The 21,576-nt window shown below is 60.6% G+C and carries 16 protein-coding genes and 2 pseudogenes; 4 read left to right on the top strand and 14 right to left on the bottom strand.

The window, feature by feature from the left end:
• The first annotated feature begins 29 nt into the window (after positions 1-29).
• Entirely contained in the window at positions 30-1,082 is a 1,053-nt protein-coding gene (locus MUN84_RS02060; protein WP_244696434.1) for an alpha/beta hydrolase, read from the top strand.
• A 424-nt stretch (positions 1,083-1,506) separates the two neighbouring features.
• Here MUN84_RS02060 and MUN84_RS24350 read toward each other — a convergent pair whose 3' ends face one another.
• The 13 genes and pseudogenes from MUN84_RS24350 to MUN84_RS02120 form a co-directional block, all read right to left on the bottom strand.
• Positions 1,507-1,914: a glycoside hydrolase family 97 C-terminal domain-containing protein gene (locus MUN84_RS24350; RefSeq protein ID WP_410780090.1), complete on the bottom strand. Its 408-nt coding sequence runs from the start codon at positions 1,912-1,914 to the stop codon at positions 1,507-1,509.
• Positions 1,891-3,704, bottom strand: a pseudogene (locus tag MUN84_RS02065) (glycoside hydrolase family 97 catalytic domain-containing protein); the annotation flags it as partial. The gene MUN84_RS24350 and the pseudogene MUN84_RS02065, both read right to left, overlap by 24 nt.
• A gap of 481 nt (positions 3,705-4,185) precedes the next feature.
• Complete coding sequence (gene bglX / locus MUN84_RS02070; RefSeq protein WP_244696435.1) at positions 4,186-6,510, bottom strand: beta-glucosidase BglX; 2,325 nt, start codon at positions 6,508-6,510, stop codon at positions 4,186-4,188.
• 244 nt (positions 6,511-6,754) lie between these two features.
• Positions 6,755-7,456: a discoidin domain-containing protein gene (locus MUN84_RS02075; RefSeq protein ID WP_244696436.1), complete on the bottom strand. Its 702-nt coding sequence runs from the start codon at positions 7,454-7,456 to the stop codon at positions 6,755-6,757.
• Positions 7,372-8,514: a family 43 glycosylhydrolase gene (locus tag MUN84_RS02080; RefSeq protein WP_244696437.1), complete on the bottom strand. Its 1,143-nt coding sequence runs from the start codon at positions 8,512-8,514 to the stop codon at positions 7,372-7,374. The genes MUN84_RS02075 and MUN84_RS02080 overlap by 85 nt, the downstream gene beginning before the upstream one ends.
• Positions 8,515-8,693: 179 nt before the next feature.
• Positions 8,694-10,061 (bottom strand): glucoamylase family protein, encoded by a 1,368-nt coding sequence (locus tag MUN84_RS02085; protein ID WP_244696439.1) that lies wholly within the window; start codon positions 10,059-10,061, stop codon positions 8,694-8,696.
• A gap of 121 nt (positions 10,062-10,182) precedes the next feature.
• Positions 10,183-11,724: a RagB/SusD family nutrient uptake outer membrane protein gene (locus MUN84_RS02090; protein ID WP_244696440.1), complete on the bottom strand. Its 1,542-nt coding sequence runs from the start codon at positions 11,722-11,724 to the stop codon at positions 10,183-10,185.
• Between the two features lie 12 nt (positions 11,725-11,736).
• Complete coding sequence (locus tag MUN84_RS02095) at positions 11,737-12,126, bottom strand: hypothetical protein (RefSeq protein WP_244696441.1); 390 nt, start codon at positions 12,124-12,126, stop codon at positions 11,737-11,739.
• Positions 12,090-12,740, bottom strand: coding sequence for a TonB-dependent receptor (locus MUN84_RS02100; RefSeq protein WP_244696442.1), 651 nt, complete (start codon positions 12,738-12,740; stop codon positions 12,090-12,092). Before MUN84_RS02100 ends, MUN84_RS02095 begins: the two co-directional genes overlap by 37 nt.
• Positions 12,674-15,013, bottom strand: coding sequence for a SusC/RagA family TonB-linked outer membrane protein (locus MUN84_RS02105; protein ID WP_244696443.1), 2,340 nt, complete (start codon positions 15,011-15,013; stop codon positions 12,674-12,676). The genes MUN84_RS02100 and MUN84_RS02105 overlap by 67 nt, the downstream gene beginning before the upstream one ends.
• Before the next feature lie 190 nt (positions 15,014-15,203).
• The gene (locus MUN84_RS02110) at positions 15,204-15,608 is read right to left on the bottom strand and encodes a FecR domain-containing protein (protein WP_244696444.1); all 405 of its coding nucleotides are present in this window, start codon (positions 15,606-15,608) and stop codon (positions 15,204-15,206) included.
• Positions 15,609-15,610: 2 nt separating this feature from the next.
• A complete protein-coding gene (locus tag MUN84_RS02115; protein ID WP_244696445.1) occupies positions 15,611-16,240 on the bottom strand; it encodes a FecR family protein in 630 nt (209 codons plus the stop codon).
• Between the two features lie 157 nt (positions 16,241-16,397).
• The gene (locus MUN84_RS02120) at positions 16,398-17,006 is read right to left on the bottom strand and encodes an RNA polymerase sigma factor (protein ID WP_244696446.1); all 609 of its coding nucleotides are present in this window, start codon (positions 17,004-17,006) and stop codon (positions 16,398-16,400) included.
• 207 nt (positions 17,007-17,213) lie between these two features.
• On the opposite strand from MUN84_RS02120, the gene MUN84_RS02125 reads away from it, so the two are divergent.
• The 3 genes and pseudogenes from MUN84_RS02125 to MUN84_RS02135 all read left to right on the top strand — a co-directional run bounded on the left by MUN84_RS02125 (position 17,214) and on the right by MUN84_RS02135 (position 20,747).
• Positions 17,214-17,576 carry a low molecular weight protein tyrosine phosphatase family protein gene (locus MUN84_RS02125; RefSeq protein ID WP_244696447.1) on the top strand — a complete coding sequence of 121 codons (363 nt, stop codon included), beginning with the start codon at positions 17,214-17,216 and terminating at the stop codon, positions 17,574-17,576.
• Positions 17,577-17,629: 53 nt separating this feature from the next.
• Positions 17,630-18,574 carry a zinc-dependent peptidase gene (locus MUN84_RS02130; RefSeq protein WP_244696448.1) on the top strand — a complete coding sequence of 315 codons (945 nt, stop codon included), beginning with the start codon at positions 17,630-17,632 and terminating at the stop codon, positions 18,572-18,574.
• Positions 18,575-18,891: 317 nt separating this feature from the next.
• A pseudogene (locus tag MUN84_RS02135) lies at positions 18,892-20,747 on the top strand (M2 family metallopeptidase).
• Between the two features lie 85 nt (positions 20,748-20,832).
• On the opposite strand, the gene MUN84_RS02140 reads toward MUN84_RS02135, so the two are convergent.
• Entirely contained in the window at positions 20,833-21,552 is a 720-nt protein-coding gene (locus tag MUN84_RS02140; protein WP_244696449.1) for a GAF domain-containing protein, read from the bottom strand.
• Positions 21,553-21,576 lie beyond the last annotated feature (24 nt).

The raw sequence follows: 21,576 nt of genomic DNA on the forward strand, positions 1-21,576 counted from the left end.
TTTTCAGTAATCCTCTGTTTTTCCTTCTGATGCGCTTTTTCACGTTGATTCTGCTGCTGGGGGTACTCTGGCAGCGGCCCGTAGCCGCTCAGTCGCCGGCCAGAGGCCGCGTGGTCGTCACCTACCTCGATTCCAAGCTGCTGAAGGGCAACCCGGGCGGCGAAAACCCGCGGCGTCGGGTGAGTGTCTACCTGCCGGCTGGCTACGAGGCTAGCCTGCAACGCCGCTACCCTGTGCTCTATTACCTGCACGGCTTCACCTGGAACGACAGCCTGCTGTTTCATGCTGATGGGCTGGGTGAGCTGCTGGATCAGGCCATTGCCGACGGCAAGATTCGCCCCCTGATTGTGGTGGCTCCCAACGAGCAGACCCTGTTTCAGGGTAGCTTCTACACCAACTCGGCCACCAACGGCCCCTGGGCCGACTTTACCGCCCGGGAGCTGGTGAGCTTTATCGACAAGAACTACCGCACGCTGGCCAAACCCGCCAGCCGGGGCTTGGCAGGCCACTCCATGGGCGGCAACGGTACATTGCGCCTCGCCATGCTGTACCCCGGCACGTACGCGGCGGCCTACGCCCTGAGCCCGGCCTTTGTGGCGCCGCATCCGGAGTGGATGGCGGCGCGGCCGAGCCAAGCTGCGGCCAGCCAGGCTGCCTCCCGGGCGGCCATCCAGCAGGACTTCAATGCTATCCGGCTGGTAGCCTGCGCCCGGGCCTTTTCGCCTACGCCGGGCAAAGGAGCTTTTGGAGCCGCCCTACCCTACTCCGTCAGTTCCGACAGCCTCACCCACCGCGACGCCGTGCTGGCCCGGTGGGGCGCCGCTTCACCAGTAGCGCTGCTACCTACCCACCTCGCCAGCCTGCGCCAGTTGCGCAGCCTGGCCTTCGACTGGGGCGAACAGGATCAGTTCCAGCACATTCCAGTAACCTGCCGCCTGCTGGACACCCAGCTTTCGGCCTACGGCATCCCGCACGCCGCCGAAAGCTACGAGGGCAACCACGGCAACCGCATCATGGGCCGCAAGGGCCGACTGTACCAGAAGCTGCTGCCGTTTTTCAACCAGCTTCTGCAATTCGACTAAGGGTAGTACACATCGGCTAATAAGACTGTGTCCTGCTGAGCGCAGCCGAAGCATCTCACTCGAATCGTTGGGGTAGCAGAACAACGTTAGCACGCGAGATGCTTCGGCTGCGCCTCTGCATGACAAACGGATTGTGGCTATGTCCTTTACGACTCGGTTTACCGCCTAGACTTTTATCCTCTTACACCTTAGCCAAAACAGAGTCCCCGGCAGGAATCAGCTTGATTCCTGCCGGGACTTTGCTTTGACTGAGTCTGTGGACAGTAAGAACCTTCAATTCAAAAAAGGCCGTCATGCCGAGCGCAGCGAAGCATCTCGCGTGCTGATGTTGTTCTGCTACCTCAACGATTCGAGCGAGATGCTTCGCTGCGCCGCTGCATGACGGCCTATTAGCTCACTGTCCACACAACCTAACCGCGGCGGGCTATTTTGCCTCCATCACGCTGATGGCGTAGCCGCCGCCGGGGGCGCAGTACTGACTTAGCTTGGTTTTGCTGGTGACGTTCTGCTTGCGAATCTCGTAGGCCTGCGGGTTTTTCTCGTAGTGGGCGTCCTTCTTATCGGCGTAGATGGTGGCCACGTACTTCTTACCGGGCTCGAGGAAGCTCAGGTTGATTTTCGAGGTGCGGCCCTGCTCGTCGCAGGTGCTACCGATAAACCAGTTGCTGCTACCCTTGGCTTTGCGGGCGTAGGTGATGTAGTCGCCGGGCTCGGCTTCCAGCACCTTGGTATCGTCCCAGTCCACGGCTACGTCCTTGATGAACTGGAAGGCGTCGAGGTGCTTGTTGTAGGTTTCGGGCAGGTCGGCGGCCATTTGCAGGGGGCTGTACATAGTCACGTACAGGGCCAACTGCCGGGCCAGGGTGCTGTGCACGAAGGAGTTGTTCTGCGGGTTGTAGGCGCTGATTTTCGTTTGGAAGATGCCGGGCGTATAGTCCATGGGGCCCCGATGAGGCGGGTGAAGGGCAGAATGGTGGTGTGGTCGGCGTTGTTGCCCCCGAACGATTCGTACTCGGTGCCGCGGGCGGCCTCGTTGCCGATCAGGTTGGGGAAGGTGCGCGAGAGGCCAGTGGGGCGCACAGCTTCGTGGCCATTTACCATGATTTTATACTTGGCCGCCTTTTCCAGCACGAAGTTGTAGTGGTTGATCATCCACTGGTCGTAGTGCTTGTGACCCAGGGGCACAATGTCGCCCACGTAGCCGGTTTTCACCGCGTTGTAGCCGTACTTGTTCATGAACTGGAAGGCCGAGTCTAGGTGGCGCTCGTAGTTGCGCACCGAGCCCGAGGTTTCGTGGTGCATGATGATCTTCACGTTCTTGCTCTGAGCGTAGCGGCTCAGCTCCTGCACGTCGAAGTCGGGGTAGGGCGTCACGAAGTCGAACACGTAGTCTTTGTGCTTGCCGAACCAGTCTTCCCAGCCGGTGTTCCAGCCTTCTACCAGCACGCCATCCAGCCCGTGCTTGGCCGCAAAGTCGATGTACTCCTTCACGTGGGCCGTGTTGGCGGCGTGGGTGCCGTTGGGCTTCACCGTGCGGTAGTCCACCGAGTCGAGCTTGATGTTCTCCAGGTTGGTGTACGACCAGGTGCTCTTGCCCGTAATCATTTCCCACCACACGCCCACGTACTTCACCGGCTTGATCCAGGATACGTCCTTGAACTTGGTGGGCTCGTTGAGGTTGAGCACCAGCTTGGAGAGCAGAATGTCGCCGGCTTTGTCGCTGACAATCACCGTGCGCCAGGGCGAGTTGGCTGGGGTCTGGAGCAGGCCCTTGTCCCCTACCGCATCGGGCGTGAGGTGACTTTCCAAGACCATGTTCTTGTCGTCCAGCTCCAGGTGCATGGCCGAATAGTCGATCAGGGCCGCCTCATGGATGTTGATGTAGAGGCCGTCCTGGCTCTTGAGCATGAGGGGCGTTTGCACGCCGGTAGCCGAGAACGGGGTTTGGGAGGCGTTGGGGGTAGTAGCCGCCTTCATCAGCCCGCGCACCTCGGAGAGTTTCGACGTGACGGTGCTGTACTCCTGGGTGTCGTAGTCGCCGGGCAGCCAGAAGGCCTTGTGGTCGCCGGCCAGGGCGAACTGCGTGCGCTCCTCCTTCACGGTGAAGTAGTCGAGGCCTTTCTGCTGAGGAAACTCGTAGCGGAAGCCCAGCCCATCATCAAACACCCGAAAGCGCACCCGCATCACCCGGTTGGTTTGGGCCTGGGTGAGCGTGACGGCCAGCTCGTTGTAGTGGTTGCGGATGTTCTTGCTTTCGCCCCACACCGGCTGCCAGGTTTCGTCGAAGGAGCGGCGCTCGGCGCTGGTTTGGGTGAAGCCGCTGGTAAGGGCGGTGGTGTTTTTCAGATCGAGGCCCAGCTTGCTAGTTTTCAGCACGGGCCGGCCTTTGTAGGTGAGGCTGTAGGTAGGTACGCCGCCTGCCTGCACGTTCACACTGAGCGTGAACTGTTTGTTGGGCGACTGAATATCCTCGGCCTCAGCCGCGCTACCCAGCAGCAGGCCGCATAGCAGCAGCACGCCGCGGCTGAAACGGCGAAAAGGTTGAGGCAAGGCAGAAGGTAGTACCTGGGCGCCAGTCTGCTTCCGGGAGGAAACGGGCCAGCTTATGCGGTCAATACACATGGTGGGAAGGAAAAGAGAAGGTTCGACGCAGCTTGCTCCGCGAAGGAAATACGGGAAGATACGCAGCAGCAAGTTGACGCTCTTCGCTGCGGCCTGCTACTTCCGCGTTGTCTGCTTTCCGTGCGCTATTGACTAAATGACGGTCGGGTTACCTGATTACGTCAGCAGCAAACAGAACGTCATGCAGAGGCGGAGCCGAAGCATCTCGCTCGAATCGTCGGGTAGTAAACCAGACATCAGCACGCGAGATGCTTCGGCTCCGCCTCTGCATGACGTTCCTATGGCAAAGGACACAGAATGATACGGTCTTCACCTGCCCCGTCGAGCTAAAAAACAGTAGCGCGAAGCCTCACGGTGAAGCTTCGCGCTACGGTAAAAATGGCTTCCGGAGCACTACCCCGCTCCCCTATTAGCGGATCAGTTTCCGGAAGCCCCCGCGCGCTCGTCCCACAACAAGGCGCAGGTAGTAACGGAGGTGACTTTATTGGGCGGCGAGCTTGAAAGTGGCCGTCTGCACGTCGCGGGAGTTGCCGCCCACGAACACCTGGAAGTCGCCGGGCTCGGCCACGAACTTGAGGTCGGCGTTGTAGAACTTCAGGTCCTCGGGCGTGAGGCGGAAAGTGAGCGTGCGGCTCTCGCCTTTTTTGAGCATCACTTTCTGGAAGCCTTTCAGCTCCTTCACAGGGCGCGAGATGGAGCCGACCATGTCGCGGATGTAGAGCTGGGCTACCTCCTCGCCGTCGTAGTTACCGGTGTTTTTCAGGGTCACCTTCACGTCCAGCGTGCCGTTCATGGGCAGCGTGGTCGTGCTCAGCTCGGGCTTGCCGTACTCGAAGGTGGTGTAGCTCAAACCGTACCCGAAGGGATAGAGCGGGTCGTTGCTCACGTCCATGTAGCGCGACTTGTACTTGTCCAGCGCCACCCCCTGGTAGGGCCGGCCGGTCATTTTGTGGTTGTAGTAGAGCGGAATCTGCCCAACATGCTGGGGGAAGGTGGCCGTGAGCTTGCCCGAGGGGTTATAGGCCCCGAACAGCACGTCGGCAATGGCGTTGCCGGCCTGGGTGCCCGCAAACCAGGTTTCCAGGATGGCGTCAGCGTTCTGGTTTTCCCAGGGCAAGGTCATGGGCCGGCCGTTCATGAGCACGATGACCAGGGGCTTGCCGGTTTTCTTCAGGGCCTTGAGCAGCTCCAGCTGCTGGCCGGGCAGGCCAATGTCGGCACGGCTGGCGGCTTCGCCCGTCATGCCTTGGCTCTCGCCTACGGCGGCCACAATCACGTCGGCGCCCTGGGCTACCTGCACGGCTTCGCGGATCGTTTCCTCCGCGCTGCGCTTGTCTACATTCAGCTCGCCGCCGTGGGCGTTGAGGCGGTCAATCATCTGCTGGTCGTCGGTGAAGTTGGCGCCCTGGGCGGTTACTACCTTCACCCCGTTGCCGGCCACATTCCGGATGCCCTGCTCCAAGGACACGGCCTGCTTCCAGTCGCCGGCCCCGCTCCAGCTACCAATCATGTCGCGCTGGCGGGTAGCCAGCGGACCGATGAGGGCAATGGTTCCCTGCTTTTTGAGGGGTAGGGCGTTGTTGCTGTTTTTGAGCAGCACCAGGCTTTTGCGGGAAATGTCGCGAGCATCGGTGATGAACTCCTTCTTCATCATCGTAGCCTTGGCGCGCTTTTCGTTGGTGTAGAGGTAGGGGTCTTTGAAGAGGCCCAGCTTCCACTTGGCTTCCAAGATGCGGCGGCAGGCCACATCAATCTGCTCCTGCTTCACGGTGCCGTCCTTGAGGTTCTGGGCCAGGTTGCGCAGGAAAATTTCGCCCACCATGTCCTGGTCGATGCCCGCGTTCAGGGCCAGGGCCGACACTTGGGCGTCGTCGCCCATGCCGTGGGCGGTCATTTCGTTGATGGCCGTGTAGTCGGTTGCCACAAAGCCCTTGAAGCCCCACTGGTTGCGCAGCAGCTCGGTCATCAGCCACTTATTGCCGGTGGCAGGCACGCCGTTGATATCGTTGAAGGAGGACATCATGGAGCCGGCGCCGGCTTCCACGGCCGCTTTGTAGGGTGGCAGGTACTCGTTGTACATGCGCACCAGGCTCATGTCGGTGGTGTTGTAGTCGCGGCCGGCTTCGGCGGCGCCGTACAGGGCAAAGTGCTTCACGCAGGCCATGACGGTGTTGTTCTTGCTCAGGTCGTCGCCCTGGTAGCCGCGCACCATCACGCGGGCAATCTGGGAGCCCAGGTAGGGGTCCTCGCCCGAGCCCTCACTGATGCGGCCCCAGCGCGGGTCGCGGGCAATGTCCACCATGGGCGAGTACACCCAGTTCAGGCCATCGGCGGAGGCTTCCTCGGCGGCAATGCGGGCACTGCGCTCAATGGCCGTGAGGTCCCAGCTGGAAGCCAAACCCAGGGCAATGGGGAAGATGGTGCGGTGGCCGTGGATGACGTCGTAGCCGAAGATGAGCGGAATGTGCAGGCGAGTATCCTTCACGGCCATTTCCTGGAGCTTGCGCGCGGCCTGGGGCGTAAACGTGTTCAGCACCGAGCCCACGTTGCCCTTGCGGATGCTGGCGTCCACGTCCTTGCTCACCACCGGGCCGGTCACGTCGAAGCCCACGGTAATCATATTGAGCTGACCGATTTTCTCCTCCAGGGTCATCTTCTGCATCAGGTCGGAGATAAACTTGTTCATCTTCTCCTCATCGGCCGCGGCCACCGTAGCAGCGGAAGGCCCCGACGACATATGGGCTTGCAGTTGCGGGGTGAGCAGCCCCAGCGACATGAGCAGGGCAGTACGAAAAACTCGTTTCATGTGGGAATGGAATTATGGAACAGGCAATATTCAGGAAGGCAGGTAATGACCTAGGTAGCACTATCAGAACGTCATGCTGAGCTTGTCGAAGCATCTCTACCGCTTCGTTCTGGTGGGGCGCCTCACCCCCGGCCTCCTCTCCGGCAGAGAGGGGGAGCCGAACGATTATAGAGTAGCCCGCACGCGAGATACTTCAGCTGCGCCGCTGCATGACATCTACTGTCACCAGACGAAACTCATAATGCTACTTTGCTTCCGCGACGGGAATGCGCGCGGAAACGCCGTTTTCGTTGAGGGCCTCGATGGTAAAGTAGTAGGGCAGGTTCTTGTCCATGCCTTTGAAGTAGTATTCAGCGGCTCCGTGCACCATGATGCAGCTGTAGAGCTTGTCGGGCGCCACGCCAACATGGATGTTGTAGGCGTAGGCATCGTCGGAAGGAGCCCATTTCAGCCAGGCGCTGCGCTTGTCCTTCTCGGTGCGCAATACTACAAAACCTTTGACTTGGTTGGGTGCTGAACCCGTGCCCTTGCCAAAAATTCGTAAGCCGCTCAATGCAAACTTACCCGTTGGCATGTGGATATTTTCAAGTTTGAGGTAGCGCGTCTGCGCGGGCTTGGCCAGCTCGATATAGTCGTGGGGCACGTCGGTTTTGTTCTGGCTTTTATCGACCAGCAGCTTCCACTTCTTGCCGTCTTTCGACTCCCACAGCTTGTACTGATGGTACGTCCCCTGCTGCTTCCCCAGAAACTCCGCGTCCTGATCGGCATAGTTGATCTGGATGGCGTGGACGGTGCTTACGGTACCTAAATCCGTCTGAAAATATTCACCTTTGTTGCCCGTAGCAGCACTCCAATAAGTTTTTATGCTTTCATCGACGGCGTAGTTGGGTAGGTTGCCGCTGAGTGTAGAGGAAGCCTGTACGGGCTTTTGGTAGTTGAGCAGCATCCAGCCGGTAAAGCGGCTCTTAAGGTGGTCTTCCGGACCGCGGGGTAGGTAATGGGGTAGTCGCCGAAGGTAGTATTGGCGTACAGCACCCCGTCCTTATCGAAGCCCGCGGGCCATAGCCCCAAGCGCCGCTCAAAATTGTTTTTTACCGCGACAACCATGGTCGACAAATGCCACCAGTTGCCCCAGGTATCCTGAAAGGTGTTGCCGTGGCCAGCTCCGCGGGCAAAACCACCGGGCTTATAGGCAAAAGGGTTGTGTTTTTGGGGCGTGAACGGGCCCAGGGGCTTGTCACTTATCTGCACGCCATCGGCGTAGCCGCTGAATTCGGTACCGGGGGCACCGTATTGTAAGTAGTACTTACCCTGATACTTAGTCATCCAGGCACCTTCCATGAAGGGGTCGAGGAACGTGTTATCTAAGTATTCGCCAAAACGCTGCCAGCCAAACTTTTCGTCGTTGAGCTTGAACAGCTCCCGGCGCTGCCCCATGGGCTGAAACGTCTTGCGGCTGATTTGTTGCCCGTAGAGCGGGTACACGTTGGAACTACCCCAGTACAGGTACAACTTGCCGTCGTCATCCAGAAAAAACGCCGGGTCCCAGGCGCCTACCTGGAACGGGTCCACGGCTTCCTTCCACTCCCCGGCCTTGGGGTTCGTGCTCATCCAGATGGGAAAATTCTTCTCCTGCGTGGAGCCGTACACGAGTAGTGTATCACCCAGCACGAACACGGCGGGGGCGCAGAGGTCATCGTACACCTTGTGCTCAGGCTTGAGAAAATGGCGGGGCACAAACTTCCAACTGTACAAGTCCGGGCTCCACCAGTAGCCCCATTGGTTGGTGCTGAACAGGTAGTAGTCGCCTTTGTACAAGGTGATGACCGGGTCGGCGGTGGCGCGGTGCTTGCCGGCCTCGGCGAAGTTGGGAATGGGCGTGTAGCCGTAGTCCAGGTTCAGCGGGTTGCAGTACGTGCGCTGCCCGCCCGGGCTAGGCGTCGGCTGGGACCGGGCCGTCAAGCTCAGCAGTACGGCCAGGCACAGGAGAATGGTTTGGCGCATGGGTGGGGGTAGGTAATCGAGTTGCCTGAACAGTTGTAGAGTAGAGACGCGACACTTCGCGTCTCGGCGTCAGAACGAGCGGTACCGTGCCATCATAACAACCTCAGCACGCGCCGAGACGCGAAGTGTCGCGTCTCTACAACTGTTCTAACTTGGGATTTATACTTCAGCAAGGCAGCTTACTTCTTCACCGGCGCGCCTTCAAAGCCTAGCTTCCCGAGCCCGCGCTGCACGTCAGGGCTGCTCATGAACAGGCGCCAAAGCAGGCCGGTGCGGTGATTTTCAATCATGCCCACAATGGGGCCCTGGTCGATGGCTAGGTGCGACTTGGCGTACCAGTTGTGGTGCTCACTGAAGCCATCCACGAAGCCGTACTCACTCCAGATTTGATCGCCCAAATTGAAGTAAAAGTGCTTGAGGGCCGCCATCGACTCCTTGGGGGCGTAGGGCATGGCCGAGAGGGCCGCGGTGGGTGAAATCACGCCCAGGTCCTCGGTGGGCGAGTGGGCGGCGTAGCCCTGGTAGCTGTCGGAGGCGGTAAGGCCCCAGCTATTCGGGCCGTAGCCCTTGTACTGCTTCGGGTTAGCCACGCAGTAGGCGTAGTTAATGCGGGTGTGGGCCTGGTTTTGCTGCCAGTAGTCGGCGTGTTGGTCCTTGAGGCCGCGCGGGTCCAGGCCCAGGAAGGTATAGTGGGAGAAGAAGAGCGGGCCGCCGTAGTCGAAACCCAGGGGCAGCTTGGTTTGGTAGAACTCCTTGCCGTTTTTGAAGTAGTCGCCGGTGGCCCAGCCCTGGTCGTACACCTTTTTGTCGATGGCGTATTTGGGTGAGGAGGCGGCCAGCACGTAGGTGATTAGGCACTCGTTCCAACCGTGAATCTGGTGGTTCATGCTCCAGCCGTTGTTGGGGCTCCAGTGCCAGTACAGCACGTTCTGCCCGCCCTGGGTATGCCAGTTCCACTCCACTCCTTCCCACATCCAGAGGATGTGGTTGCGCAGATCCCGCTCCGTGGCGCTTTCACCGGTAAAGTACTGGCGGGCGCAAATCAGACCCTCAAACAGAAAGGAAGTCTCCACCAAGTCGCCGCCATCGTCCTTTTGGCTGAAGCGAATGACCTTGCCCGTCGCCCCATTTAGCCAGTGCGGATACACGCCGTGAAAGGAGTCGGACTTCTCCAGAAAGCGCACGATTTTGTAGATGCGGGCCGCCGCTTCTTCCCGCGGAATCCACTTACGCTCGGCCGCCACAATGATGGCCATGATGCCGAAGCCCGTGCCGCCGGTGGTTACTACCTCGCTGCCGTAGTCATAGGCCACGTTGCTCCGCTCCCGCGCCATGCCCGACACGGGGTGCCCAAAGTCCCAGAAGTACCGAAACGTTTGGCGCTGCACCAAGTCCAGGAGCTGCTCATCGGTGAGGTTTTTGGGGCGTTGCTTCGGGTCGAATTTGACAGTAGTAGCAGGGGCTTTTTTGGCGGCTGGCTTTTGCTGGGCCCGGAGCAAGCCGGGCCAGAGCAGGCACAGGAGAAGTGCGAGAAGGGTTGTTTTCATAGAGTGTTTTTATCTCTGGTCTTCGACTTCGATAACGGGACGACGTCAGCAGAACTAGCTCCCCTTCTCACCTGAGGAGGGGAGCTAGTTTTAAAAGGTCGGTATCTACCAACGAAACAGCTTAGTAGCCGGGGTTCTGGGTGAGTTGGCCGCCGCTAAGGTCAATTTGCTGCTGCGGAATGGGGAACAGCTCATGTTTACCCTTTACAAAGGTTTTGCCCTGAGCCGCGAACAGGGACACAATGCGGCCGGGCTGCACGCTTTCCTGGCGCACAAGGTCAAAGAACCGGTCGTGCTCCAGGGCCAGCTCCACCCGGCGCTCCTGCCAGATCTGCGGCAGCGTGATGCTGGTGCGGAGCGCGAGGCCGGCGCGTGTACGTACGAGGTTCACGTTGGTCAGGGCCGCGCCGGTGTTGCCAGTCTGCAGGGCGGCTTCGGCGTTAATGAGCAGCACCTCGGCGTAGCGCATCACCCGGATGTTTTTGGGTAGGTAGTCGTTATTGCCGCAGTTGCGCTCCTGGGTGCGGCTGTGGTAGGCCTTATAGCTGTAGCGGAAATTCTCCACCGAGTCCTTGCTCGGAATCCGGAATCCGTCCCAGAGTACCGTGCCGGTGCGAGCCGTGGTAATAAAGATGATGCTGCCGGCTCGACGCCGGTCGCCGGGCTCGTAGGCGTCGGCCAGCTGCTGGGTAGGCGAGTTGAACCCGAAGCCTAAGTCGGCCCAGCCGCCGCGCCCCCCGGAGCGCGGGCCCTGGCTGACGGTGTACAGGTTTACGGCCGAGTTGTTACAAGCTGAATTGACGCCCGTTTGCACCTCGAAAATAGACTCCTGGCTGTTGGCCCCTACCTCCCGCCAAATTTCCTCGTAGCGCGGGTACAGCCCGTAGGCCCCCGAGGTGCCCTGGATGATTTCGTTGGTGAGGGCAAAGGCCTGCTGGTAGTTTTTCTGGTAGAGGTACACCTTGGCCAGCATGGCCTGAGCAGCGGCTTTGGTAGCCCGGCCGGTTTCGGTGGCACCCTTCAGGGGCAGGTTGGTGGCCGCAAACTGCAGATCATCAATAATGAGCTGGTAGATTTCCTGGGCCGTGGCCCGCCTCTGCAACTCGGGGTTATTGATTTCTGAGGCAGCCGGCACCCGGTCTAGTTTGGGCAAGCCCCCAAACAGGCGCACCATGTTAAAGTAGAAGTAGCCGCGCAGGAAGCGCACCTCCCCAATCAGGCGGTTGCGCGTGGCCTCTGGGGCGGGACTCAGGGGAATTTTATCGAGGGCCTGGTTGGCGCGGTTGATGCCCTGGAAATAGCCCTTCCAGGCATTGTTCACGATGTCGTTGGTGGAGTTGAGGGTGAAGTTGTCCACCTCGGCGGCCGGCGAGTAATCCTGGGGTGAGCTGCCCTTGTCGGAGTCATCGGAGGCAATATCGGTCAGCACCACGAACTGCAGGCCGTGAATGTCGGGGCCGAATCCGCCCAGGTACATGGTGTTATACACCCCATCCACGAGCTTCTGGGCGGCGGCGGGGTCGGTGCGAATCTGGTCTTCGGTGAGTTGGCCCTGGGGCGCTACCTCCAGGAAATCTTTGCAGCCCACGGCACCGGCCGTAAGGGCTAGGCCCAGCGCCGCCAGGTACACGCGCCGGGAAAGGATAGTTGCTATGGCTTTCATCAGACGACGAGCTTAGAAATTAACATTGAGACCCAGGGCCAGGGTGCGGCTGGTGGGATAGGTAGTGGCTTCGATGCCCGCATCCAGGGGGCCACCGGGCAGCTCCGGCGTAAAGCCTGAGTAGTTGGTGACCGTGAACAGATTCTGGCCCGTGGCAAACACCCGCAACGAGGAAACATGCGCCCGCTTGGTGAGGTCAGCGGGGAAGGTGTAGCCCAGCACCAGATTGTTCAGGCGCAGGTAGGAGCCTGACTCAATGAAATAGGTGGAGTTTGGGGTGTTGCTCCGGATGGCGTAGGGGTTGGTCTGGGAGGGGTTGGCCTCCGTCCAGCGGTTGCGGGCAAACTCGGCCTCCACGTTGTCGGTCACGGCCCCGCTCGCCTGCTTCTTGGCGTTGTACACGTCGTTGTTGACGTTGCCGGAAAAGACGAAGGAGAAGTCCAGCCCCCGGAAGTTGAGCCCCCGTTGATGCCGAAATACATGGGCGGCTGGTAAGAGCCGGCGTACACCCGGTCGTTGGGGTCAATGGTGCCGTCGCCGTTGGTGTCGGCGTACTTCAGGTCGCCGGGGCGCGGAGTCAGGAAGGTGTACTTGGGATAAGCATCGATTTCGGCCTGGTTCTGGAACACGCCCACCGCCCGCAGCACGTAGAAAGAGCCGGCCGCTACCCCATTGTCGGAGCGCGTGACGTCGCGGGGGCCGCCAAACAGGGCCTGCCCGCCGTTCAGGTTCTCGATGCGGTTTTTGTTGAAGGTGGCATTCACCCCGAAGTTGTAGGAGAAGTTCTCCCCGATGTCGGCGCGCCAGTTCAGGGCCGCTTCCACCCCGCGGTTGCTGATGTCGGCGGCGTTGGTAATGTACTGGTTGTCCGGGTCGCCAAACAGAGCCGGAATATTGACCGGAATCAGGGCATCGGAGGTTTTTTTGCGGTAGTAAGTCAGCTCGCCGCTCAGGTGGTTGTCGAGGGTAGCAAACTCCACAGCCGCGTCGTACTCCGTAGTAACCTCCCAGCGCACGTTCCGGTCCTTGATTTGGCTGATGACGGCCCGAGCACCGGCGTATTGTTGAACACGTAGGGAATGTTGGTTTCGGCCGTAGTGATGTAGGAGTTGGCGTCAATCTGGTCGTTGCCAAGTTGGCCATAGCTGGCGCGCAGCTTCAGGAAGTTGAGTACGTTCTGGTCCTTCAGGAAGCCTTCTTCGGTGAGTACCCAGCCCAGACCCAGGGACGGGAATAGGCCCCAGCGCTGCTCTGAGTTAAACCGGGAAGTTCCGTCGTAGCGCAGGTTGGTAGTGAGCAGGTACTTGTCGGCGAAGGCGTAGTTGATGCGGCCCAGGAAGGACAGACGGCGGTCTTTGCCTAATTCGGGGGCGCCGTTCACGCTCGTGTTCGGGTCGCCGGTAGTCAGGTACCACTGGTTGGGGTCTTCGGGCACGTTGCGGCGGCTGCCGGAAATGGAATTGACATTGCCTTCTTCCACCACCGTACCGGCTAGCAACGTCAGGTTGTGCTTTTCGGCGAAGACGCGCTGGTAGGTTGCCGTGTTTTCCCAGAGGTAGCGCGAACGGGTGCGCTGCTCCACGTTGAGCGTGCTCTGGGGGTTGCGCTGGTTGCCGCCCGAAGCTAGGAAGGTGGCCTCGTCGTTCAGGTACTGGTAGTCGTAGATGCGCCGGTTGGTGAAGTTCAGGTCCACGTTGATGGCCGAACGAAGCGTCAGGCCTTCCACGGGCAGGAAGTTCAGCCCCACGTTGCCCTGCAGGCGGTTTTCGTAGGAACGGTTGTTGTTCTTCTCGATGTCGAGCAGGGGGTTGCCCACGTTGCCGAAGGCCGAAGTATTGCCGTAGCGCCCCCCTTCCTTGGCGGTAATAATGGGCGCGGCGCGGTAGGCGTTCTGGAAGGCCGTGCCAAAGTTCACGTCGCGGGTGTTGGCCCGGCTGAACGAGGCCTGGGAGTTGACGCTGAACTTGGGCGAGATGGTGAAGTCGGTGTTGGAGCGCACCGTCAGGCGGGAAAACTTGTTCTGAATGGCAATGCCATCGTCCTGCAAGAGGTTGCCGCTGAAGTAGTAGCGCACGCTCTCATTGGCCCCCGACACGGCCAGGTTGTGGTTCTGGTACATGGCTCGCCGCAGAATCTGGTCGTACCAGTCGGTGCTGCCGGTGTTGGCGGGTAGGGTCACGTCGGGCGAGGTGCTGCGCAGGTAGTCCGTGTACTGGCCGGCGTCGGCCATTTCTACCTTGCGCGCGGCTTGCTTAAAGCCCACGGTGGTATTGTAGCTCAGCACCGGCTTGCCCTGCTTGCCTTTCTTGGTGGTGACAATGATAACCCCGTTGGCCCCGCGCACCCCGTAAATGGCCGCGGCTGAGGCATCCTTCAGCACGTCAATCGTCTCAATATCCGCGTTGCTTAGGTTGCGGATGTCGGTGGTTTGCACCCCATCGACCACGTAGAGCGGGTTGGCCCCGGCCAGCAGCGTGCCCGTACCCCGGATGCGCACCGTGGGTTGGGCGTTGGGGGTGCCATCGGTGGTAATCTGCACGCCGGCGGTTTTGCCCTGCAGGGCCTGGGTAGGCGTCTGCACCGGCTGGTTGACAATTTCGGCGGCCTCAATGCGGGCCACGGCCCCGGTCACGTCCTGCTTGCGTTGGGTGCCGTAGCCCACCACCACTACCTCGCTCAGAGCCTGAGAGTCGGAGCCCAGGGCCACGTCCACGGTAGTGCGGCCGCTAACGGGTACTTCCTGGGAGGTGAAGCCCACGAAGGAAAATATCAGGGTGGCGTTGTCGGGGGCCGTGAGGGTGTAGCGGCCGTCAGCGTCGGTTTGGGTGCCGGTGCTGGAGCCCTTCACCACCACATTCACCCCGGGCAGGGCGGCGCCTTTTTCATCTACCACGCGGCCACTTACCGTAATGTCGGCGGCCGCGGCGGGCTTGAGCACAATACCGCCGGGCAGGGGCTCGTAGGCAATACGCAACGGGTCGAAGAGCAGGTGCAGCACTTGGCCCAGGGGTTGGCCAGTAGCCTGAATTGATACCCGGCGGCCGGCCCCAATCAACTGGCGGCTGTACTGAAACCGAACGTTAGTTTGGCTTTCAATTTTGGTCAGGACCGCGTGCATGGTCTCGTCCTGGGCCTGCAGGGTGATGGGCTGCTCCAGGTACTGCTGGGCGGCGGAGGGTAGGGCCGCGGCGGTGGCCAGGCTGCTGCTGAGCGCCGCAATGCACAAGGGCTGCAACAGCGCCGCCCGCTTCAGCAGATGCGGGGAAGGAAAGTGTAGGGGATTTTTCATGCGGAAGGTGGGAATGGATGGAAAGCTCACGGCTGGTAAGGCAGTTCGCGCGGGGCGAGAGGCGCGGCAGACCGGTTTTTCGCTAGAGCAACCGGATGGGACTTACCGCACCCGCGGAGAGCAGGGGCAAGAGAAGTGCTAGTAACTCATAGGCAGCAGGTAGGGTGACGAAGTGAGGTTCTAAAAAAAGCTAGTGACCGGAGCAGCCGGGGCTGCGAAATACCAGATGGGTTGCCGATTTCTCGTAGCTGGCCCCCAGGGTTTTGCAGAGCACATCCAGCTTGCCGTATAGGGATTCGTTCTGCAGGTTCAGGGTGACGGTGCAGGCTGCCAGGGCCTGAGCATCGTACTCGATGTCAACACCATAGGCCTTTTCCAGGGCCGCCAATACCTCCGGTACCGGCCGGTCGTCGAAGGCAAACGACTGGGCCGCCAGCTGCACGGGTTGGGCGACTAACTCGCGCTGCAACTCGTGGCGGGCCGGCGAGTACACGGCCTGCTGATTGGGTAGCACCACAACCCCCACCGGCTCCGTGGCCGCGGCGTTGGCCGGGCTCAGGGGGCGCACCTGCACCCGGCCCGTGCGCACTTTCACGACTACCGGCCCCGGCCGGCCGGGGCCTTAACCAGAAAGCTGGTACCCAGCACGGTAGTTACTACCTCGTTGGTGTACACGCGGAATGGGTGCGCCTTATCGTGGGCAATACGGAAGAAGGCCTCTCCTACCAAGTGTACGGTGCGGTGCTGGCTGGCAAAGCGGCGCGGATACTTCAGCTGCCCTCCTGCTGACACCCGCACGCGGCTACCATCGGAGAGCTGCACAAGCTGGGGCTGCGCCGTGGTGTTGCGGTAGGTTTGCCAGCCGGTAGCGGGGCGTGGTGTGATGGTAGCTACGCTCACCACGGCCGGGGTAGCGGCCGGCTGCCGGAGCTGCTGGGCCCCTACCCCCAGCCCCAAGGCCAGGGCAGCCGCCGCAGCCCAGCGCCACCGGCCCGCGTACCAGGGCCCAGCCGCCGGCGGACTTACATCTTCCGCGTCGAGGGTTTGGTTTTCAATGCGTTGCCACAGCGAGGCCCGCAGCGCCTGGCGCTCAGTGGGCGTGAGCGTAAGTGGGGGCTGCTCGTGGCCCAACAGGTCATACCAGTGTTCTACTACCCGTTTTTCTTCGGGCGTGCACTCGCCTTGCTGGTACCGCTGTAAGAGGTTGAGTAAGTCGGGGTGTTTCATGGCCTTGCAGCGAAAGACAGGAGGGCGGGCTATTGGTACAGTCGATTAACTGGCCTAACACCCTAGCCGCCCCAGAAAAAAATTCATAAAAAAACCGGCAGCCACCCTGGCACCGGAATAGCATCAGACATAACTATTTGGAAATAAGGTAATTAATCTACCACAACCACACGAGCACCAGGGCCAGAAAATCGCGCAGGCTTACGCGTAGCACCCGGAGGGCGCGGGTTAGGTGGTACTCCACGGTTTTGCGCGAGAGGTTCAGGTGTTCCGCAATTTCCGGCACCGATTGGTGCTCCAGCCGGCTTAGGCGGAACACCTCGCGGGTGTGCTCCGGCAGGCGCGTCAGGCTGGAGAGCAGGGCCAGGGACAGGTCGTCGGCGGCCACGGTTTCTTCGGTGCTGTGGTCCTCGGTGGTTACGTGCTGGCGGGAGTGGGTCAGGTAGCTGGCCTGGGTCAGGCGGGCTTTCAGTAGGTCGATTACCCGATATTTCACGGCCCGCAGTAGGTAGCTTTTCAGGGTCTGGATTTGCTGGGTACTGCGCCGCTGCCAGAGGGTAGTGAACAAGTCCTGCACCAGTTCCTCGGCCGCTTCCCGGGAGTGCAGCTTGCGGTAAGCCACGCCCAGCAGCAGCTCCCAGTACCGCTCGTATATCTCGGCAAAGGCCCGGCTGTCGTCGTTGCCCAGAGCCCGCACCAAGGCCTCGTCGGACCAAGCGGCGTACAGGTGGTGGCGCTGGGGAGAAGATGACGGCAACGACGGCATGGACAGGGCAGAAAGCCTAACTTATCATTCTTACCAAGAACCTCCAAGCGGAACCTCTCGCCCGGAAGTGCAGAGTGCGCCCCTACCCAGGCCGAGGGTCCCAAGCTGAAAGCTGCTCCGTAGCATACGCAGAAGTGCACTAATTGGGGCTAGGTTCGCGGCCTTGCCGGCGCTACTTTGCGGCTGTTCGACCTACGTAGTATTGCCTTGGACCTTTCTTCCGCCGCTTCCGCGCCCCAAAAGCTTCTGTTCGTCTGCAGCCAGAACCGCTGGCGCAGCCTTACCGCCGAGCGACTTTTTGACCACCACCCGCACTACGAGGCCCGCTCAGCCGGCACGGAGCCGGGAGCCCGGGTGCGCGTTACGGCCGGGCACCTAGGCTGGGCCGACATGGTGCTAGTGATGGAGCGCAAGCACACCGAAATTCTGCAGCAGAAGTTCGGTGAGGAGCTGGTGGGCAAGCGCATTATCAACCTGCGCATTCCCGATAAATTTCAGTTCATGGATCATATTCTGCTGGATTTGCTGCGGGAGCGGCTGCGCGAGCAGCTGGGCCCGGAGATACCGTAGCCTTCCGAGGCCCGCGGGCACAACCTGGCCGCCAGCCGCTCGTTTAGCGGCTCATGCAGTATTTCATTTTTGCCGCCCTGGTAGCGGGCGTAGCCTTCCTTTTCTACCGGTACCTGACCCGCGAGTCGCGCCTGAAACAAGCCGCGGTAGCCGCTGAATTTCCGGCCGAGTGGCGGCAGATTCTCGCCGAGCGGGTGGCCTTTTACCTCTCGCTCACGGCCAAGGACAAGCAGCGCTTCGAGAAAAAGGTGCAGGTGTTTCTGGCCCAAACGCCCATTACGGGCATTCAAACCGACATCGACGAAACGACCCGCGTGCTGGTAGCCGCCTCGGCCGTCATTCCCGTCTTCGGCTTTCCCGACTGGGAATACGCCAACCTGAGCGAGGTGCTGGTAGTGCCCGACGCCTGGACTCAACAGCGTGACCCCAACAAGGAATTCGTAGGTCTGGAAGGCACCCTGCTGGGTAGCGTGCAGGGCTTTCAGACGTCCCACTACATGCGCTTGTCGAAAACCTCCCTGGAGCAGGGCTTCAAAGATGCCCTGGACAAGCAGAACGTGGGTATTCATGAGTTTGCGCACTTGCTGGACGAGGCCGATGGCGTGATTGACGGCGTGCCGGCCCTGGCCCTACCCGCCGAGCTGCGCCCCGAGTGGGAAGCCGTGATGCAACGCGAAATTGCCGCCATCCGGGCCGGCAGCTCGGAAATCAACGATTACGCGGGCACCAACGAGGCCGAATTCTTTGCTGTGGTAACGGAGTACTTCTTCGAGAAGCCCGAAAAGCTGCAGGAACACCACCCCGAGCTGTACCAGCTCCTGAGCCGGGCCCTGCGCCAGAACCCCAAAAAGCGCTTCCTGCGCCTGGCCGTGGACCCGCGCGAGTGGATCAGGAGCCTGCGCACCCGACGTAAGTTCGGTCGCAACTCGCCCTGCCCCTGCGGTAGCGGTAAAAAGTACAAAGACTGCCACTTGCTGCAGCAGGAACAGGCAGCATAAGGCCTCGACTGTGCTGGCGAGGAAGCACGACGTCATCCGTCCTCTCTTCTGTAATAAACCTAGAAATGTGACAAGCCCTTGACGTATGGTAGCGTCAAGGGCTTGTCACGTTTCGAGGGGTAATATGTTGGTCAGGACGGATGGCGTCGTACCTCCTCGCCAGGACAATGTGCGAAGCGGTAAGGCGCTGATATAGGTACCCTGCTCCCGTTCTTGCCGCGCCCTGACAGCCGGTACGCACTTCCGGTTGCGGCTTAAACCGATGGGCTATGTACCTTCGTCTACCCTGACGTTGTTCTGAAGCTTTCCACTTCCCAATGAAAAAGTACCTCCTTCCTACCCTTACCGCCGCGGTGCTGACCGCTTGCGCCCCCACGGCCAAGACACCCACGGCTGCTACTACCCCACCCACTACCGCCCCCGAAGCTGCTACCCAGCCCGTTGCCCCAAACTGGCAGGAGCAGGCGGCGGCGTTCCTGAAGGACTATTCCACTCAATACCAGCGCCTGTACGCCCAATCGTCGGAGGCGGAGTGGCGCTCCAATACACGCATTGTGACCGGCGACACGGCCAACTCCGGAGCCACGGCCCGGGCCAATGAGCGTATGGCGGCCTTCACTGGCTCGGCCCAGAACATTCAGCGCCTGCGCGAGCTGCTGGAACACAAGCAGGAGCTGACGGAGCTGCAGGTAAAGCAGCTGCAAACCGCCCTCTACAACGCCGCCAACTCGCCCCAAACCATTGCCGACGTAGTAAAGCGCCGCATCAAGGCCGAAACCCAGCAGACGGAAAAGCTCTACGGCTTCGACTACAAGTACCAGGGTAAATCGGTGACGACCAACGACTTGGACGAGCTGCTGCGCAAGGAGAACAACCCCCTGAAGCGTCAGCAGATTTGGGAAGCCAGCAAGGCCATCGGCCCCACCCTCAAGGACGGCCTGCTGAACCTGCGCGACCTGCGCAACCAAACCGTGCAGGCCCTGGGCTACCCCGACTACTTCACCTACCAGGCCTCCGACTACGGCATGAGCCGGGAGGAAATGATGACGCTGGTGCGCCGCATCAACGAGGAGCTGCGCCCCTCTACCGGGAACTGCACACCTACGCCCGCTACGAGCTGGCCAAGAAATACGGCGTGAAACAAGTACCCGACTACCTGCCCGCCTCCTGGCTGCCCAACCGCTGGGGCCAGGACTGGAGCGCCATGGTGGAAGTGAAGGGCCTGAACATTGACCCCGTGCTGGCCAAGAAAGGCGCCGAGTGGCAAGTAAAGCAGGCCGAACGCTTCTACCAAAGCCTTGGTTTTCAAGCCCTGCCGGCCGTATTCTGGGAGAAGTCGAGCCTCTACCCCCTGCCCAAGGATGCCACCTATAAGAAGAACAACCACGCCTCGGCCTGGCACATGGACCTGAACCAGGACGTGCGCAGCCTGATGAGCGTGGAAGGCAACACCGAGTGGTACGAAACCACCCACCACGAGCTGGGCCACATTTACTACTACCTCACCTACACCAACCCCGACGTGCCGCCGCTGCTGCGCCAGGGAGCCAACCGCGGCTACCACGAGGCCATGGGTTCCCTGATGGGCCTGGCCGCTACTCAAAAGCCCTTCCTGGCTGGTCTGGGCCTGATTGACCCCAAGGCGAAAACGGATGAAACGCAGACGCTGCTGAAAGAAGCCCTGAACTACGCCGTGTTCATTCCTTTCGCCTCGGGCGTAATGAGTGAGTGGGAAAACAGCTTCTACGCCGACAAATTATCCGCTGACCAGCTGAACGCCCGCTGGTGGCAGTTGGCCAAGCAGTACCAGGGCATTGTGCCGCCCACTACGCGCGGCGAGAACTACCTTGACCCGGCCACCAAAACCCACATCAACGACGACCCGGCCCAGTACTACGACTACGCCCTGTCCTACGTCATTCTGTTCCAGCTCCACGACCACATTGCCAAGAAAATCCTGAAGCAGGATCCGCACGCCACTAACTACTACGGCAGCAAGGAGGTAGGCCAATTCCTGGCCGACATCATGCGCCCCGGCTCCAGTAAAGACTGGCGCGCTGTACTCAAGGAGAAAACCGGCGAAGACCTTTCGGCCCGGGCCATGGTCGAGTACTTCCAGCCCCTAATGACCTACCTCAAGCAGCAGAACAAAGGCCGCAAGTACACGATGTAGCTCTTTCGTTTGAACTAACGCTTGCGGTAAAGCACGAAAAAGCCGGCCCATCTGGGCCGGCTTTTTCGTGCGTGGTATTTGCTACTTATGCGGCGGTGGGCGCTTCCCGTAGGCGCCGGTCCAGCACCTTTTCTACCCCCGTGAGGCGGCGCAACACCAGGTCCTGCACCTCCGTGTCGTCGAGGTTGATGCCGTGGTTGCGGGTGCTGAGGTAGCGGGTCAGGGTAGCGTTGTCGTCGAGCGTTTCGGCGAGTTCCTGCTGGGCCTCCTGCCACAGGTCGTCCTGCTGGGCCTGCAAGTACTGAAACCGCAGCTCCACCGTCTGGCTTACCAGGTGGGCCAAGCGAGTCAGCACCTCTTCCTCGGCGCCCGAGAGTGTGCGGTGCTCCCGGCCAATTACGGCCATCATCCCAATGCGGGCTCCATCGGGCATGCGCAGGGCGGAGCCGGCGTAAAAGTTTAGCCCTAGAGTCTGTGCCACATCCGGGCTGATCAGGCGGCAGCCCTCGGCTGAGTAGTCAGTGGTTACAACCGGCATGTCGGGCAGAATGGCGGCCGAGCACATGCTTTCCGTGCGGGGCAGCCCCGGTACGCCTTCGGCCCCGGTTACGGCCTTAAAGTGCACGTAGTCATCATCCACAAAGGAAATCAGGGAGATGGGCGTATTAAATAGCTGCGCAGCCCAGGCCACGTAGTCATCGAAAATTTTCTCCGGCGTGGTGTTTACAATTTGGTACAGATGAAGCGTGCGCAGGCGCGCCGTTTCATTTTCGGGTACCAGGCGGTCGGGAAAAATATTCGTCATAACGGACTTATAAGCAAAACGGCG

This window comes from Hymenobacter sp. 5516J-16 (assembly GCF_022919335.1).
Classification (GTDB): Bacteria; Bacteroidota; Bacteroidia; order Cytophagales; family Hymenobacteraceae; genus Hymenobacter; species Hymenobacter sublimis.